At 48.8% G+C, this 16,555-nt stretch carries 18 protein-coding genes; 11 read left to right on the top strand and 7 right to left on the bottom strand.

Going from position 1 to position 16,555, the window contains the following annotated elements:
- Window positions 1-32: 32 nt before the first annotated feature.
- Both GI364_RS22500 and GI364_RS22495 read right to left on the bottom strand, forming a co-directional pair.
- Window positions 33-938, bottom strand: coding sequence for a Rossmann-like and DUF2520 domain-containing protein (locus GI364_RS22500; protein WP_198851403.1), 906 nt, complete (start codon window positions 936-938; stop codon window positions 33-35).
- Window positions 939-1,486: 548 nt separating this feature from the next.
- Complete coding sequence (locus GI364_RS22495; protein ID WP_198851402.1) at window positions 1,487-2,143, bottom strand: hypothetical protein; 657 nt, start codon at window positions 2,141-2,143, stop codon at window positions 1,487-1,489.
- Window positions 2,144-2,483: 340 nt separating this feature from the next.
- Here GI364_RS22495 and GI364_RS22490 point away from each other — a divergent pair, with 340 nt between their 5' ends.
- Together GI364_RS22490 and GI364_RS22485 are read left to right on the top strand one after the other, a co-directional pair.
- A complete protein-coding gene (locus GI364_RS22490; RefSeq protein WP_198851401.1) occupies window positions 2,484-3,095 on the top strand; it encodes a DUF47 domain-containing protein in 612 nt (203 codons plus the stop codon).
- Window positions 3,096-3,148: 53 nt separating this feature from the next.
- Window positions 3,149-3,418 (top strand): Rdx family protein, encoded by a 270-nt coding sequence (locus GI364_RS22485; RefSeq protein ID WP_198851400.1) that lies wholly within the window; start codon window positions 3,149-3,151, stop codon window positions 3,416-3,418.
- Between the two features lie 65 nt (window positions 3,419-3,483).
- On the opposite strand, the gene GI364_RS22480 is transcribed toward GI364_RS22485, so the two are convergent.
- Window positions 3,484-3,849 carry a DUF488 domain-containing protein gene (locus GI364_RS22480; protein ID WP_255524517.1) on the bottom strand — a complete coding sequence of 122 codons (366 nt, stop codon included), beginning with the start codon at window positions 3,847-3,849 and terminating at the stop codon, window positions 3,484-3,486.
- A gap of 106 nt (window positions 3,850-3,955) precedes the next feature.
- Between GI364_RS22480 and GI364_RS22475 the strand changes: the two genes are divergently transcribed.
- Window positions 3,956-5,107, top strand: coding sequence for a VIT1/CCC1 transporter family protein (locus GI364_RS22475; RefSeq protein ID WP_198851399.1), 1,152 nt, complete (start codon window positions 3,956-3,958; stop codon window positions 5,105-5,107).
- 88 nt (window positions 5,108-5,195) lie between these two features.
- On the opposite strand, the gene map is transcribed toward GI364_RS22475, so the two are convergent.
- The 3 genes from map to GI364_RS22460 form a co-directional block, all read right to left on the bottom strand.
- On the bottom strand, window positions 5,196-5,942 hold the full coding sequence (map, locus tag GI364_RS22470; protein WP_198851398.1) for a type I methionyl aminopeptidase: 747 nt from the start codon (window positions 5,940-5,942) through the stop codon (window positions 5,196-5,198).
- Between the two features lie 65 nt (window positions 5,943-6,007).
- Entirely contained in the window at window positions 6,008-7,816 is a 1,809-nt protein-coding gene (locus GI364_RS22465) for a S9 family peptidase (RefSeq protein ID WP_198851397.1), read from the bottom strand.
- Window positions 7,817-8,241: 425 nt separating this feature from the next.
- Window positions 8,242-8,424 (bottom strand): hypothetical protein, encoded by a 183-nt coding sequence (locus tag GI364_RS22460; RefSeq protein ID WP_198851396.1) that lies wholly within the window; start codon window positions 8,422-8,424, stop codon window positions 8,242-8,244.
- A 101-nt stretch (window positions 8,425-8,525) separates the two neighbouring features.
- Between GI364_RS22460 and GI364_RS22455 the strand changes: the two genes are divergently transcribed.
- Window positions 8,526-9,236: a DUF190 domain-containing protein gene (locus GI364_RS22455; RefSeq protein ID WP_198851395.1), complete on the top strand. Its 711-nt coding sequence runs from the start codon at window positions 8,526-8,528 to the stop codon at window positions 9,234-9,236.
- Window positions 9,237-9,353: 117 nt separating this feature from the next.
- Here the strand turns inward: GI364_RS22455 and GI364_RS22450 are convergent, their stop codons facing one another.
- Window positions 9,354-10,088, bottom strand: coding sequence for a hypothetical protein (locus GI364_RS22450; RefSeq protein ID WP_198851394.1), 735 nt, complete (start codon window positions 10,086-10,088; stop codon window positions 9,354-9,356).
- A 90-nt stretch (window positions 10,089-10,178) separates the two neighbouring features.
- On the opposite strand from GI364_RS22450, the gene acpS reads away from it, so the two are divergent.
- The 7 genes from acpS (at window position 10,179) to GI364_RS22415 (ending at window position 16,398) form a co-directional block, all read left to right on the top strand.
- Window positions 10,179-10,550, top strand: a complete 372-nt coding sequence (gene acpS, locus GI364_RS22445; RefSeq protein ID WP_198851393.1) for a holo-ACP synthase — start codon at window positions 10,179-10,181, stop codon at window positions 10,548-10,550.
- A gap of 174 nt (window positions 10,551-10,724) precedes the next feature.
- Entirely contained in the window at window positions 10,725-12,191 is a 1,467-nt protein-coding gene (locus GI364_RS22440) for an NAD(P)H-hydrate dehydratase (protein ID WP_198851392.1), read from the top strand.
- Window positions 12,192-12,218: 27 nt separating this feature from the next.
- Window positions 12,219-13,223 carry a LolA family protein gene (locus GI364_RS22435; protein WP_198851391.1) on the top strand — a complete coding sequence of 335 codons (1,005 nt, stop codon included), beginning with the start codon at window positions 12,219-12,221 and terminating at the stop codon, window positions 13,221-13,223.
- 204 nt (window positions 13,224-13,427) lie between these two features.
- Window positions 13,428-14,321, top strand: a complete 894-nt coding sequence (locus GI364_RS22430) for a DUF1648 domain-containing protein (RefSeq protein WP_198851390.1) — start codon at window positions 13,428-13,430, stop codon at window positions 14,319-14,321.
- A 116-nt stretch (window positions 14,322-14,437) separates the two neighbouring features.
- On the top strand, window positions 14,438-15,685 hold the full coding sequence (gene alr, locus GI364_RS22425; protein ID WP_198851389.1) for an alanine racemase: 1,248 nt from the start codon (window positions 14,438-14,440) through the stop codon (window positions 15,683-15,685).
- Between the two features lie 85 nt (window positions 15,686-15,770).
- A complete protein-coding gene (locus GI364_RS22420; RefSeq protein ID WP_198851388.1) occupies window positions 15,771-16,043 on the top strand; it encodes a CopG family ribbon-helix-helix protein in 273 nt (90 codons plus the stop codon).
- Between the two features lie 4 nt (window positions 16,044-16,047).
- Window positions 16,048-16,398 (top strand): type II toxin-antitoxin system PemK/MazF family toxin, encoded by a 351-nt coding sequence (locus GI364_RS22415; RefSeq protein WP_198851387.1) that lies wholly within the window; start codon window positions 16,048-16,050, stop codon window positions 16,396-16,398.
- Window positions 16,399-16,555: the final 157 nt, after the last annotated feature.

Here is a 16,555-nt window from a genome sequence, read left to right as displayed (position 1 = left end):
ATACCCCCCAAGTAGTTGACGTGCCACCTGTTTCACTTTCCGGGCGAAAACAAAGTCAAAAAGGCCGATAGTTGCTGTTCCGTGAGTGAGCCTTTCTGTCGGGCAATGTCAAGTGTTGCTTTACCCAATACCCGGTATACGTCGAAAGCGGTGGGGTTGTCTTGCAAAGATTTTAGGTGTGCCTCTACGGTTTCCACATCTCCTCGCTCCACAGGTCCGGTGAGTGCATCTGGTAATCCGAAACGTTCAATATTGCCTACTGCACCGCGCATCAGTGGAAGAAGAGCTGTCATGCCGTGCTCGAGTCCAGACACAGACGCCGCCGTCGCTGCCAAAGCTGTCATGGCATTTGCGGCCAATACGGCTGCGGCGTGGTATCTGGTTCTGTCCTCACCCGCTATCTCAACAGGAAGCCCCTTCAGACCTGTGACCCATTTTTTCGCTGCTGCTACAGCCTCTTTGTCACCATCAAGCGTAAAGGTAACGCCTTCAAAGCATGCGGGCGACATTCGGGGGTCCGCTATGGATTGCAAGGGGTGCCAACAAAGGCGCCTTACACCAGGTTGATTTGCGGGGGACAAGGCTTTTGCGGACATTGAACCCGCACAGTGAGCTATGATGACCTCAACGTTATCAAAGTAACCTGCCCCAGCCAGGGTCTGTGCTGTTTGAGTCACAGCTTTGTCTGGAACGGTTAGAAGAAAGACATCAGGAACACCCATGCGAGGAGGTGCGATGAGTTGAAGGTCGGTGGTAGGTTTCACGTCGGTACTGGGAAACTGGTATACTGGCGCGCTTGTGAGCTGTTTGAACAAATCGGCCTGCAATCCAGTTGTACGCCGACTCAGTGCTCCCACAATGTCATGCCCGGCCTGTTGCATGGCCACAGCCAGTGCGGTTCCTACTCGACCTGGTCCAACAACCATTATTTTCATCATGTCACCTCTCGCACTGCGGATTCGCACCTAGAATCTTTACATGGTTATTTTAGCAGAGATTTCGCCTGGCTTCTTGATGGCGGGTGAGAAGTGCTCCACGGAGACGGGGACAAATGTCCAAACGTTTCACTGTCTACTTGCATTTGTTGGTTGTGTAAGAAGAACAATAGGGAGGTTGGTACTGATGTACGGTGCCTTTGGCGGTTATACCCGGTGGGCTGTTGTGTTTCTTATTATCTTTGTGCTGTTCTTCCTTTTGGTACCAGGTTATACAACCACATGTACAACCACTCCGGTGAATTAAGCTTGCTGCTGCTCAGAGCTAGAGAGTTTTTCCACAAACCAGGGGTTGTTCAGACATGGGGAGTAAGATACAACTTATAAAAGGACGCCGATGGCTGGTCGGCGCCCTTTTTGTGAGTGTACGGTTGATATGGAGGGAAATCCGGAATGACCTGTGCTCTTCCTCTTCACAGTTCAGCTTTACGCGTACATGCAGTACCTTTCAATCGGTGCCTTTCACTTAGTACATTTCCATGTTAGTGGTCTTAAAACCAGAATGGCCAGTTTCCTCCGCTCGACTGTTGGCCTCCTTGACCCTGATTGCCAAAGGGGAATCCGCCTCCGAATGGGAATCCGCCCATACCTCCATTTTTGCCTCCGGGCATGCCGCCTCCCCATCCTGGCCAGTTTTTCGCGATATCCTGCATGTTTCCCATCCCTGGAATGTTTCCCATCCCTGGAAATCCACCAAAGCCTCCGGAACCCTGGCCTGTGCCACCGTCAGCACCATTTCCAGGATTTCCAGCGTTGTCTGAGCCGCCAAAGCCTCCGAATGGGGAGCCCCCTCCGAATGGGAATCCGCCGCTGAACGGGAAACCCGGTCCCGCAGACTGGCCATTGTTTGCATTGCTTCCTGCGTTGCCGCTACCCATACCACCGAAGCCTCCAGGCATGCCGAATCCACCAAATCCACCTCGAGTACCGGCACCGCCACCGTTGCCCTTCCGTTGTCGGTTCGCTCCCCACAGACCGCCCAGCATCATGAGTAACGGAAGAAAACTCTCTTCGGCATCTATATCCTTTCCATTACGCAAGGCTGGTTTAGCCCTGTTGGTTGGTTTAATTGTCCGGGCTTTGCCTTGTGTGTTTGATTGTCCCCTGTTCCCTCGTCTGTTGTTTTGCTGTTTCACATGTTTCCTCACGTCGATGACCTCCTTTCTGCGGGTCATAAAGTATTCTATGGAATATGCGCTAAAAGGGGTGGACCGTTCTCCTGAATCTGCCCCGGGACAGGCTTTAATGGGCTGTGCGAGACTTTAAAATAATTCTGCTTTGCCCTCTGTGCACTTGCAGCCTTTACAAATGACTCAAGCGGATGTCGCAGGATAAAAGTGTCATTAATGTTTCTGTATTTTTCTATATGACAGGAAACGACAAAATGGTATCCTCAAAGAGCTAATGATATGCTTGTCTATAGACAAGATTCTGCATAAAAAACAGAAAAGTTTGCGCGTAGGTGCTGTCTACGCAGGGGGGTCCACTTTGCCGAAAAGAAGCCATCGATTATTTGAGTACCTCGTACAAATCTCAGAGAATATTGAATCAGCGGCAGCAGCTTTTACAGATGGACTGAATCATTTATCAGATCCAGAGGCCCTTACTGCCAAAATGAGAAACTTGGAGCGCACTGGGGATGAATTAACGAGAAATCTCATGTCTCTGTTGGATGCGACGTATATTACACCTCTGGACAGGGAGGATTATCTGACGTTAGCTGTCCGCCTAGACGATATTGTGGACGGGCTGGAAGCCGTGACAGTGAGGTTTGACGTCTATAATGTCAAAGATGCGACACCAGTCATGTATGAGTTCGCTGAAAACATCAATAACAGTGTCAATGAAATCACTCAGTCCATAGCAAATTTACAGACACAAAATTTAGTTGAATTGAGAGCGCATACGGCACAATTGAATCAACTCGAAAAAGTTGGAGACCAGCTTTTATTTGAATCCTTAAGAGAACTGTTTCGGGACGAGCATGACCCGCTCACAGTGATTAAACTCAAGGAAATTTATGAGATTCTTGAGGGTGTAACGGACAGGTGTGAGGATGTCGCAGATTTACTGGATTCTATTATTGTGAAGAACGCATAGTTTGTTATTATGTACATTAGGTCAGGGAGGACCTTTGACAGGGAGGATTTTGGGTGGAATTAAAAAAATTTCGCATGACGATTGAATACTGCACCAGTTGCGGATATATTCCTATTGCCTCCAGAACAGCGGTGGAGGTTTTGTCAAAACACCATCCTGAATTGTCAGAGGTAGCTTTAATTCCGTCATCAGATGGCGCATTTGAAGTTTCTGTCGAGGGGACTCCAGTATTTTCAAAGAAAGAAATGGCGCGGTTTCCAGAGCACGACGAGGTAGTGCGGCTGTTTGAAGAGTTCATGGCCGACTACGATTACTCAGGTTGATAAGATAATTTGCAGGTGAGACGCGTTTGCATTCGAAACAGCCAGACGGGAGAGGTGTACTTCCATTACTTGAGTCTGGCGTCGACAAAATCACGTAGAATCTTTGCGTGATTGTGAGTCTCATCCTTTGCTGCATAGAGTAACGTAACCTGTTCAGCAAGACACCAATTTATCAGCTGGGCAACGGCTGACTGTTGTTTAGTGCCGCTGTTCAGTTCCTCTATGTATAAATTTTGGAACATATCAAAACGCTCTGGTTCATGTCCGAACCACTTTCTTAAATCTGGACTCGGCGCAACTTCTTTCAACCACACATCAATTTGAGCGCTATCCTTCCGAAGTCCTCGCGGCCACAATCTGTCAACCAAGACGCGCTTTCCGTCAAAGACATCCGGGGGTTCGTATATTCTCTTACTTTGCGGAGAAGGCACCCGGACCAGCCCCCTGTCACTATTTTGTCTATCGTAACACGACAGGGCATGATTAACAGTATGTGTAACAATCCTGTCACAGAGAGTCCAAGGAGGGGAGACACACGTGAATAGCAACAATCCGGAGTACCTAAAAAAGACTTTAATTGAAAATTGGCGAAAAGAAATGGAAGCTGCCCGTTTGTATCAGCTGTCTGCAGACTCGGAGAGCGATGATAGGCGGAGTAACATCTTCCAACAGTTAGCGGATTTGGAGAACAAACATGTGAAGATGTGGGAGGATAAACTGAGTGAGTTGGGTGTGGATCTGACCTCCCTAGAGCCTCCTGAAGTTAACATCAAAGACCTGTCTCAAGGTCAAGTTTTCGAGAGAATTGAAGCTGTTGAGACAAACAACATGAATTGGTACCAATCACTGCGCAATGTGATGGATGACGAAGCAGTTGTCCGTATCATTGATGAAATCAACGAGGATGAAAAGAAACACGGGTCGCTAGATGATATGCTGCAACCTGAGACTAAACAGGTAAAGCGTCGGCTGAACAGCTTGTGGGGAAAAGAGCGGTGGCATAAGCGAGAAAGCGGCGGCTGGGTTGGAGACGCAATCTACGGCGTAAACGATGGTCTTGGGGCTATTTTTGGAATCATAGCCGGTGTTGCCGGTTTTGCCCACAACGACCAAACCATTCTCATATCTGGTTTCTTTGGGGCCTTGGCCAGCACGCTTTCTATGGGTGCTGGTGCGTGGTTGGCAGCAAAGTCAGAGAATGAGATTCTCGAGAGCGAGCTCAGTCATGAGCGGCGAGAAATACAGGAAGACCCAGAGCATGAAGTAGAAGAGTTGAAACTGCTGTATGAACTGAAGGGTCTGTCGCCCGAGGAATCAAATCGGATTGCTACCCAAGTCTCCAAAGACCAGGAGAACTTTCTTAACACAATGGCTCAAGAGGAATTGGGTATTCACGAAGCCAGCAAATCCAATCCCTGGAGCTCAGCCCTGTTTGGGAGTGCATCGACATTTGTCGGCGCCATCGTTCCGCTTCTCCCGTTCTTTTTCCTGCATGGCTGGGTGGCTATGGTCACAGCGGCCGCGGTCAGTATTGTCGCTCACTTCGTTGTTGGTGCTCTGAAGAGTATCATCACCGTTCGCGGCTGGTTGGTCAGCGGTTTGGAAATGACTTTGGTTGGAATTATGGTTGGTGCGGTATCGTATGGCCTTGGTGAGCTTGGAACACTCATTTTCGGTGTTCATATTTAAGTAAGCTGACATCCGCTTTTAGAATCAGCAAGGGGCAACTCAGGGGGATTCCGCTGAGTTGCCCCTTTGTTGAGTTGAGGTTTATCATCTACAGCTTCGTTAGTATTTCCGGGCCGTTGTCCGTTACTACAAGCGTGTGTTCGTATTGGATGCTAAGCCCTCCATCAGCAGTTCTTGCTGTCCATCCGTCATCGTCGACACTCACGTTATAAGTCCCTGTATTAACCATGGGTTCAATAGTAAAGGTCATTCCCTTTTTAATTTTGGGTCCCTTATGGGGAGGACCAAAATGGGGGACTTCAGGGCTTTCATGCATTTTCCGCCCAACGCCGTGTCCGATGAAATCTCGAACTACAGAAAATCCTTCTCCTTCAACATAGGTTTGAATGGCATGCCCAATGTCAGAAATTCGATTTCCCGCCACGGAGACTTCAATGCCCTTATACAAAGCCGTCTCTGTGACGTCCATCAGTTTCCTTGCCGTGTCGCTGATTTCACCAACGGCGTAGCTCCATGCAGAGTCAGCATGAAGCCCCTTGTGCAATGTAACCATGTCAACCGTAATAATGTCTCCGTCTTTCAACCTCTGCGATCCCGGAAATCCATGACAAATCACGTCGTTCACGGAGGTGCAGGAGGCATAAGGATACCCCTTATAGCCCTTTTGAGCAGGCTCCATTTTGTGCTTTCGAATAAAGTCTTCGACAAACTCGTCAATCTGCATTGTGGTAATACCAGGTTTTATGAAGTCCTTAAGCGACTGGTGGCATTCTGCGATAACCAGTCCAGCTTCCCGCATTATGTTGATTTCATGGCGACTTCGTATTTCTATCAAGTGCAGTTCCTCCCAATCTTCAAAACCGAATCAGTTAAGGCGTAACCAATTCTTACTCTACTCCATTACAGTCTTTCATTCAAAAACCGGGCAATTTCTCCGTAGCCGTGTATGCGATTCTGCAGTTTTACCAAGCCGTGCCCTTCGTCTTCATAACGCAAGTATTTCACTGGCAAACCGCGTTTCCTCAATTCTGCTACCATTTGTTCGGCTTCCGCAATGGGTACGCGCGGGTCATTTGCGCCGTGTAAGACAATCAGTGGCGCAGAGACTTTATCAATGTGGTGAATTGGGGATATCTTGTCGAAAAACTCACCGTCATCTTCAATTGTTCCGTATTCAGACTCGCGCAGGTGTCTTCGGTACGGGCTGGTGTTCTCAATGAAAGTGCGCAGATTGGAGATTCCCACAATATCTACTCCAGCGGCCCACAGTTTTGGATAATGCGTCAGTGCAGCAAGGACCATAAAACCGCCGTAGCTTCCGCCCATCACCGCGATTTTATGTTCAGGGGCTGTTTTGGAATCTGACAACCATTTGGCTGCCGCGGCCAGATCTGCCACGGAGTCCATGCGTAGACGAACATCATCCAGATGCACATAGGTTCTGCCATATCCTGAACTGCCGCGGACGTTAGGAACCAGGACAGCAAATCCTTGGTTGACAAAGTATTGGATGACAGGGTTAAAGCTGTTTCTGCTCTGTGATTCCGGCCCGCCATGGACGTAGATGACACTGGGAAGCGGACCGTTGGCATCTTTTGGTCGGTACAAAAAAGCAGGTATGGATTTATCGTCGAAGGTCGCATAGTGAATGAGTTCGGGTTCAACAAATGTTTCTTTTGGAACTCCTGAGACAGATGCATGTGTCATCCGGAACACCTGCCCCTGAGTCACATTGACCACCCAGACTTCTGTTGCAAACAACGGACTGCTAATAGTCATGGCGATGATATTCTCAGCGGGACTCCATGTCATTTCGGCAATGACGCCAGCGGGCAATTTAGGCAGGTTTGTCTCCAACGCAGGTTTTGCCGATTGGGTCGGCAACAGCGCAAGTTGCGAAGATCCCTCCACGTTAAAGGCAAATGCCAGAAACTGTCCATCCTTGGAGAGACAAAGCAGCTCTGCATCCCACTTATCCTCTGTCAGGAAGGTCCACTTGAGTGTCTCTAAATTCAACTTGGCAACTCTTGTGAATTCAGACTCGTGGTTCGTCAACAAGTACAAACTGCCGCCGTCACGGCTGAAATGAGCAGAGTGGTAAACTGAAGTACTCTCATGAGGCGTTAGACACTTGCTATTTCCAGTTTCGATATCAAGAAGGAACAGGTCGTTGTCCATGTTGGACCTGTGTCTACTAAAGACCAGTTTTTTACCGTCCGTTGAGAAAGCTCCGGCATGATTTGTATAGTTGCTTTCGTGAACAGCGACATGCTGACCTGTTTTAATGTTGCATATGTACACGTCAAAGTCTTTACCGTTGCGTTTATTTGTGGAGTAGGAAAACTGTAATCCGGATTCATCCCAAGCACCGAATTCATAGATGTGTTCAGGGTCTTCACTCAAGTCTTTCGTGCTCAGGCCGTTATTTTCGAGCAGAAACAGTTGCGCTCGTTCACTCCCGCCGACGTCAGCCATGACGATGGCGCTGTCGCTTTTTGGGGACGGTTCCATGGCCATCACTCGGTCTGGAAAAAAGCTGATTTGTTCAGGCCACGGCGCATTGCGATCGAGTTTCCAGACTTGTGGAATGCCTGTGATGTTGGAGAGAAAATAAATGCGTTTACCGTCGTGAGAGAAAGACGGTCCATAGGCTGAGCGGATATGCATGTAACGGTCAATTGGAATTGACCCTTGGCGGGACTCAATCATGAAATTCCTCCCTTTATCGTAACTGAGACACATTTACTAGTTCCAGTGTACTACAGATTGTCACAAACGTTATTATGCTTACATGACATCCGCGGAGGAGGAAAAAAACCAAAAGATCGGTCTTAAGACCGATGCACCTGACTTCCAAAAGTAGTTAAATTAAGTAAGTGAAGAAAACGGGTTCCTTTTAGGGGGGATTTATGGTGCATTTTGCAATCTGTCCCCATTGTAAAACCATGGCTTTTGGGACTGAAGATTTTCATAATACTTGCTGGGTTTGTCCGCATTGCAGCAAATGGGTTAAGCCGGATAGTGAGAAGAACACAACTCAGCGCCGAATGATTCAAAATCTCGGTTCAAACAGTTTAGATTACAACCGCAGATATGAATGACTGTAAGTTACTTACTTGACTGTAACGTACTTACTAGTGTCCCGCCAGATACAATGACCGTGTACTCAACATCACAACTCCAACTATCAACCCCATAACAAATATGGCACTCTGCTTCCAAAGGGACAGGGGTCTTTGTGCGCCTGGACGAAGTTGAATGCCTATCGTAATGATTGTTGCCACAATGACACAAATCAGTATTTTTCCCCACAACATGGATATATCCTCCCGACCTTTCCCAGCTAAGTTGGATACATGCACTATTGTGCCATATCACGGCATAGGTTGCACTAAACGCAACCAGGAGGCTGACGAATATGCCAGTGTCAGCGGACGCATTTAAGGTAAACGCAATTTGCGGCTTGCGTAATGGAGCCGAGGCTGTCGGAGGCAGGTTGCTTTATGCCAACCTTGTGGAACTGATGCACCAGTACTCGCTGACTGGGGTGACTTGTATGCACTCGTTTGGATGTTACCGAGGAGATTTTCTACGCCATAAGGACAGCGAAATAGGTTCAAATGAATTGGCTCTTTCGCTCCTCTTTTCCGGTGATTTTTCCGACATGTGGTCGTTTATCAGGAATACAACAGGTTTGTTGAGAGGGAGAGGGGTAATGATTGTGCATAAAGGCGATGAGTTGAAAGACGTTTTCTCTGCCCAAGAATCCGTTGATGGTGTACCGTGGACTTACTCAGAGCTTTATCCAGACTTTAGCGAGGGGTTGAAAGTGGAGGTTTATGTCATGGAATCGAGACAGAGTGATGGACTCCCCGTGTATCAGCGCATTGTAGAAGCCATGCGTAGCAAGGGGGCGGTCTGGGTCTCTGTGACACGTGCGGTAGAAGGCTTTGGTATGGCGCGCAGTTCCAAAAAGACTGGTTGGTTTTGGAAACGGAATGAAGTGCCATTGATAGTGACTGCTGTTGGAAACCGCAGTGTTGTAAATGAGGCTCTACAAGAGGTCCGCCGTATTTCGCAGTTTGACGGGCACATGACCGTTCAACCCGTTAGCTGGTATGCGCCCTGAGTACGCGATGCTTACTCTGTAACCGGGGGATGAGAAAGCAAGAGACGGGTGCCGTTGCTCACTGCGCCAATCTCTTGTGTCAGTATGAGTTGCACTACCTCAGTAGTTGCTTTTAAGTCAATCTCTGGAGATTGGACTTGACTGGTAGTTTGAGTAATAAATATAACGCGCTACAATCATGTGTAGAATCCATGTCATGGCGAGTGCGTACGCAAGAACTGTTGGGATTCTCAGAAGTGGAAACGATGCAAACAGTTTCTCGGCAAGGCCGGACAACACGATGACGATTACGCCAAACGGGATCATTTGCATCATTCGTCCTAACAGTGTTACAGCTGCCGTTCGAAGAGCATTGGCCATGGGCACACGGCCTTCGCCAACAAGCGCTGTTTCCGCGAACAAAAAGACGAATCGAACAATGATGGCCAGAATCGTTAAGAGCAGCGCAGCTTGTGGCAGGCTTCGTGCAACTGCAGCAATTAACAGAAAAATGGCGGCCCAGAGGATGTTCCAAGTGAGCAATCGTCCGAAGGAACGGAGGGCGTCTGACATGAACGTGTTGACTGACGCCGCTTGTCCAGTGTTTGTGCGAATAAGTGTCCCGTAAAAACCACCCGTTAAAAGTATTTGAAGGACGAGGACAACAATGGTTACCAACCATCCTGCACTGGCGGCAGGACGCAGGATATTCCAGATTGAAGGGAATGTGACCGGCAGGTTGGTCCATTCCGAGTAACTGGTAGCCGGTGTTAATGACATATTACTCAATCCGAGATACATAAGAGATAGACCGGATACGGCGGTGACGAGCACAGCCAGTGCAGTCATTGTCTGCCAAAACTGTTTTATCAAAATGATGCCTCCTCAGTTGACAGGTCTGTCTTAAAGGATGTCGACAATACCGCCGCTATTGTATCAAATGGGATGGAAGAAGGTGCAGGAATGATTGCCGGAATTGGAACAGATATTGTCGAAATTCAACGAATTCAGGATGCGTTGACCAGATTGCCGACGAGATTCCCCAAACGTCTGCTGTCGGGGCCTGAATTGGGTTACTGGGAAACATTGAGCAAACGCAGACGAGCAGAGTTTCTGGCCGGCCGTTTTGCTGCCAAAGAGGCAATGGGAAAAGCGCTCGGACTGGGCCTTGGCTCGCTGCATCCACAACAAATTAGCATTATGCTGGGCCAAAATGGGCTGGAGATTGAGTGGTTGGACGCAGACAGTGTGGAATACAGCGGTGATTCCTGGCATGTGTCGATTTCACACAGCGATACTTCTGCTGTCGCTTTTGCGATTTGGGAAAAGTTCTAAAAGTACAACACGATGTAGGGCTGTCCATCAGGTTCTCTCAATAAATTGTCGAATTTGCGAAACCACGACCTGACAAGGATTTGGGACAAAGATTGACGAGCATTCCCCTGGACACGCACATATTGATGGGACGAGCGGAATATAAGTATACCAATCCTCGGGGAGGGTACACGAGTGATTCTCGTAACTAGTAAGGAAATGCGACAGTTCGACGAACAAACAATTACTTCAGGATGCGTACCCGGAATTGTCTTAATGGAGCATGCGGGAAAGGCAGTGGCTGACACTGTACGAAAATCTGATCCAACCCATGTCTGTGTCCTGTGCGGGAAGGGGAATAACGGCGGAGACGGCTGGATAGCCGCTCGTTTGCTTCACAGGCTTGGTGTATCTGTCCAGGTTATTTCAGCAGCGAGTACCAACGACCTGTCCGGTGATGCACGGACAGCGTATGAGATGGCGCATGCGGCCGGCGTAACCTTTGCAGAGGTAACATCTGCGGCGCAGATTCCGGAAGCGGATATGTACGTAGATGCGCTCCTTGGGACAGGAACAACTCGTCCCCTAGAGGGCTTGTTGCAGGACATGGTGCAGAGTCTGAACGAGAGAGCCGGAAAAGTAGTGGCTGTGGATGTACCCACAGGTGTAAACGCCAGTACGGGTGAGGTCCCGGGCCTTGCGGTGGAGGCGGATGAGACCGTGTGTATTGCTGCGCAGAAACTTGGGACGGCAGTTGCACCTGGCTGCTATTTTTCCGGAACAGTTCATGTGGTCGACATTGGCATCGATATTCCAACTGCGTCAGGGCTGGCAGAATACGTTGACTTGCACTGGGTTCGACAAGCAGTTGGGGGACGGTGGCCGCTGCGAAAACGAGATTCCCACAAGGGAACGTTCGGGAAAACAGGGATTGCTGTCGGGGAAATGAAAGGAGCACCGATTCTTGCAGGCTTAGGAGCAGCGAGAAGCGGATCAGGCTTGATTGTGATGGCATCCTCTGAAGAACCTATGCAGGCACCACTTGAATTCGTTCTGCGCAGGGGTCCTGATACGGATGCTTTTTCAGACTGTCAGAGCATTGTGGTCGGACCAGGGCTGGGTCAGAAAGCAGCGCAGTGGATGAGGGTTCTAAAGAATTGGGATAAGCCCGCTGTCATTGACGCGGACGGGCTGGTCCCAGCAGTGCACGGTGAATTAATTGGACGCAACTGCGTCTTAACACCTCATCCCAAAGAATGCGCCAGACTGCTTGGCTGGACAACGCAAGAGGTTCAAAGTCACCGCGCACAGGCTGCTGTTACACTGGCTGAAAAAACGGGTGCAGTCGTGGTGCTGAAGGGCTATCACACTCTAATTGCGTCTCCGGACGCCCCGCTGTTGGTTAACTCTTCAGGAAACGAGGCTTTGGCCACGGCTGGGACAGGGGATGTTTTGGCAGGCGTAATTGGAGGTCTTTTGGCGCAGGGGTTGCATCCTCGTGAGGCTGCAGCCGTCGGGGCTTGGCTGCACGGATGTGCCGGTGAACTGGCGGGGTCTCAGTTTTCATCTACCAGCGTTATGGCGTCAGATGTTGTCGAAAGTATTTCCCGCGCAATATGCCTTCATTTCGACAGTCTCAATCAGGTACGGCAGCAAGATTGACATGTTTGTCGAAGAAAGGCGAGGTGGATGATGCGAAAAATTGGCGGATGGTTGGTTGCAACAGGCATTGTTATTGGTCTCGTATCGGGTTGCGGTGCCCCTTCAAGCCAGAGCATGAAACCCAAATTACAGTCCCATGTACAGGCCATGACCAAACAAAATTATAAGACGACAGCAACCATGACCGTTCAGATGGATCACAGTTCGCAAACCTACTACATTGAAACTTGGTATGAGAGTCCGGATGTATATCGCATCTCATTAGGAGAATCACCGGACAAAATCAACCAAGTCATTGTCAAAAACAAGAATGGTATGTTCATTGTGAGTCCGTCACTCCAAAAGGTATTTCGGTTTAACGGAAACTGGGCACAGAATCAGGGACACATCTATCTGTATACCCAGATTCTTCAACAGTTGTCCAGTGGCGACAAGGTGACTGTTAAGAAGAAAAACGGACTTTATCAGTTCGACATGCCCGTGTCACCTGCTAACGACGTAGTTACCAAAGAGCACGTTCAGCTAGATGCAAAAACACTGAATCCCAAAAAAGTGGTGCTCTATGATGCCGAGAACCAAGCGGTTGTAACAATTGATTTCAAGAAATTTGAAAGCCCTGCAAAGTTCCAGACGGCAGATTTTAACCCGCAGAAAATTGCCGAGGGCAGCGGTGCAAAGACCACTCTGGCAAGCATGTCGCAACCGTTCGGATACCTTGAGCCGACCATAACAGGACTGGGTGACAAGCTTTCCGACATGCAGGAAGTGAGCACAGACGATTACCTGCTGCGTTATACAGGGCAACACGCTTTTACATTGTCAGAGTTTCGGCCAACACCAGGTGTTGCCGGTATTGCCGGAGGGGAATTGGTCGACATGTTTGGGGTTCCGGCGATTTATAACGGGACGGAACAGGCGCATCAGCTCATGTGGATTCACAATGGTGTTGAATTTGCGCTGACAAGCGACAAGCTGTCGATGGACCAGATGAAGCATATTGCGATCACAACACTTGGGACAGTTGGGAAATAACACTTCTAATAGAACTGCACTATGAATCATTGGTTGACGCGGCTGTTCTGCTCCTGAGCAGAGCAGCTTTTTTACGTCTGAAATGTAACAAATAGCGCTCAAGCACCCTGGCAACCTTGACTTTACCTGGGAATCCAGTACGTTTAAATTGACACCTCTGTTCGAGGCTGTATCGTCCTAGATATTGTGAAGAGAGGGAGCGCCATGTCCTATGAACTTTCCTTCTTTCAAGCTCTGAAGCTCAATGCAGGTGTTTGGATTATGCTTCTCGTAAGTCTCCTCCCCATAGTCCTTGGTATCGTGATGTGGCGTCGCAGTCGAAGCCAGTCGAACCGGTTTAACGCCGGACCAATCCTGATTTTTGTTGGTCTCATACCTGTCGGCATTTCCTTCTGGATTCTATTTGCATCACTACATACGGGCTGGCGTCTTTCGGGAACGACCCTCATTGTGAAGACCCGGCCCCAAACGGTTGAGTTGCCTTTGTCGAAAACTACGGGAGCGTGGGTGTCGCCTTCCGGTTCCTACGGATTGGCAATGCGCCTTAACGGAACCAGCATTGGTCAATTTCAAACAGGGCTGTTCAGGCTAAACAATGGGAAATCGGCTATCGTCTTTCATGAAGGAACTCATCCCTGGTTGGCTCTGTCCCAAGACGGGAAACTTGCCCTCATCTCATCTCCCAATGTCAAGACACTGGCAAATCACGTAGGGGCGATGGTACCGAGTCTCTCAAGCACGGCTTCTACCCGTTTAACAAGCTTTAGAATTGCTGTGGGCTCTCTCATTGCATCAGTATTGTCGTTGGTTCTTTTCGTATTGTTGCAGGTATGGTTGTCCAGACGATACGAGTCTTTTTTGCCTGAAAAAATGACAACGCACTGGTGTCTTGACGGTCAAGCAAACGGCTGGATGAGCAGAAAAAACACACTGAGGATTGGCCCCATATTAGCTGGCAGTATGGGTCTTATCGGAGCCGGACTAAGTGTTCTATCGTGGATGGTGACCGCAATCATCTTGGCTGTGCAAATCTTGTTTCTTATACTCCTGCGTCAGGTCTACATATATAATGCCGATAAACGTGGACCATCCGCATAGCTGCGGATGGTTTTTGCTTTTTCTGTTCGACAACCCTAGATTTTCCTAGAGACACGTCATGGTGATTTGTCACTACGTCTATTACAATAGAAAGTGTGCTTGAAGGGACGGGAGCAATGTATAGAGGTACGTTTGCCATTATTGATGAAAATGCCATTAGAGAAAATGTCAGGGCTGTCGTCAGTCGCCTTCATCACTCGGTGAAGATGCTGGTTGCGGTTAAGGCAGACGGTTATGGTCACGGCATGATACAGGCTGCCAAAGCCGCCCTGGCCGGGGGAGCAGACTATCTTGGCGTTGCCACACTGGAAGAGGCGCTAGAACTTCGCAACCACCCCCTGTTCAACAGCGCATCTTCACCCATACGAATTTTGGTTTTGGGAAGTGTTTCACATGTGGCCGCACGAGTGGCGGCTGAAAATGAAATTGATGTTACCGTCACAGATAACTGGTCCGGCTATGATGTTCCCCCGTTTTCACGCCCTTTGCGGGTTCATCTAAAAATTGACAGCGGGATGTCAAGGCTGGGTTTTGTGTCAGAAGAGGAATCTCTAGCAGCCGCACAATGGCTTTCAAATCGCTCTGATATTCACCTCACAGGCGTGTTTACGCATTTTGCCTGTGCTGATGCACGCGACCTTCATCATGCACAGCATCAAGTTGAACGGTTTGAAGCGCATTTGGACAATTTTCGAAGACACGGAATCCAGCCTGAACTTGTGCATGCAGCGAACAGCGCGGCAACTTTGCGCGTGCCAGAGTGGCACTACGATATGGTGCGTCTCGGCATTAGTGCCTACGGGTATCCGCCAAGCGATGATTTTGAATGTCCGATAGACTTGCAACAAGCTTTGCATCTGTATACTTTCGTTTCCCGCGTTGCAGAGATTCCGGCAGGTGAAACGGTTGGCTACGGAGGAACGTTTAAGGCAAAGCGTCCAACTCGGATTGCCACAGTTCCTATTGGCTACGCTGATGGGTACAGCAGGCATCTCTCAAACCAAGGTTATGTATTGGTTCATGCAAAAAAAGCGCCGGTTGTGGGTAATGTATGTATGGATCAGTTGATGATAGACACCACGGACATTGACAACGTGAAACCGGGAGATTGTGTTACTATATATGGTAAGAGTGCTCCCGATGAGTGGGAATTTGCCCAAATTGACGGTCTTACAGAAGAAGAGCAACAGAAATTTCTGCTGCATTCATTTCAAAAGCACCGTATCGCTAACAATGCTGAGCCTTGTGTGTCTGTACACAAGCTGGCGCAGAGCGCAGGTACCATTTCTTACGAGTTGACGTGTGCGTTGTCGAGCCGCGTGTTGCACCTCTATACGGAATTGGATGAAATATCCGGTTCTTGATGTTTGCTGGCTTTGACACCGACTTTTTACCATCGTTATAATAGGTCTGTATGACTGTCACGTATTTGCAGTGGAGGTGCCGCGCGTGTCTGCTAACAAGCGCATTGTAGTCTACGTTCCGCAAAATTTACTGGAGCAAGTTGATGGAGTAGCGTTGCGGGAAAACACCAATCGGAGCGAGGTTTTTCGAGAAGCCATGCAAATGTACTTGTCAGAACAACGGAAGCAGGATATTCGGGCTTTGATGCAGCAAGGTTACGTGGAGATGGCAAGACTGAACTTACGAATTGCCTCGGAGGCCTTTCCACTGGAGGAAGAAGCGGGAGGTACAGTCGAACGTCTAGTGAGCGGGGTGTAGCCGTTTGAATGTCAAACGAGGGGACATTTTTTTTGCCGATTTGTCGCCAGTGGTCGGATCGGAGCAAGGAGGATTCCGGCCGGTTTTGGTGATCCAGAATGATATTGGCAATCGATTTAGCCCCACCGTAATTGTGGCTGCTATTACGGCACAGATCCAAAAAGCAAAACTACCGACTCATGTGGAAATCCCGGCCGACAAATATGGATTGGACCGGGATTCGGTCATCTTGTTGGAACAACTTCGTACAATAGATAAGCAGAGACTTACTGACAAGATTACTCACTTAGATGAAACTATGATGAGACTGGTGAATGAGGGTTTACAAATCAGTCTTGGGATGGTTGATTTCTGAGGAGTTGCGTAGGTTACTTGTTCGGCGTTCCGCAGGGCATACACTTCAAACAGTGACGGTATAACTGCTGAAGACGGTGTGCAAGGTCTTGTGGAACCTTTTTTTGTATGGCTATGACTACGGCTATGAGTACATACGGACAAAGCAACGAGTATGG

It is taken from the genome of Alicyclobacillus sp. SO9, assembly GCF_016406125.1.
Classification (GTDB): domain Bacteria; phylum Bacillota; class Bacilli; order Alicyclobacillales; family Alicyclobacillaceae; genus SO9.
This window is presented reverse-complemented; position numbering and strand designations above follow the sequence as displayed.

Bases quoted from the DNA above. Each gene is read 5' to 3' on its own strand.
- GI364_RS22500 (WP_198851403.1), bottom strand. From the start codon at position 938: ATGATGAAAATAATGGTTGTTGGACCAGGTCGAGTAGGAACCGCACTG.
- GI364_RS22465 (WP_198851397.1), bottom strand. From the start codon at position 7,816: ATGATTGAGTCCCGCCAAGGGTCAATTCCAATTGACCGTTACATGCAT.
- acpS (WP_198851393.1), top strand. From the start codon at position 10,179: ATGATTGCCGGAATTGGAACAGATATTGTCGAAATTCAACGAATTCAG.
- GI364_RS22430 (WP_198851390.1), top strand. From the start codon at position 13,428: ATGTCCTATGAACTTTCCTTCTTTCAAGCTCTGAAGCTCAATGCAGGT.
- GI364_RS22460 (WP_198851396.1), bottom strand. From the start codon at position 8,424: ATGTTGTGGGGAAAAATACTGATTTGTGTCATTGTGGCAACAATCATT.
- GI364_RS22455 (WP_198851395.1), top strand. From the start codon at position 8,526: ATGCCAGTGTCAGCGGACGCATTTAAGGTAAACGCAATTTGCGGCTTG.
- alr (WP_198851389.1), top strand. From the start codon at position 14,438: ATGTATAGAGGTACGTTTGCCATTATTGATGAAAATGCCATTAGAGAA.
- GI364_RS22435 (WP_198851391.1), top strand. From the start codon at position 12,219: ATGATGCGAAAAATTGGCGGATGGTTGGTTGCAACAGGCATTGTTATT.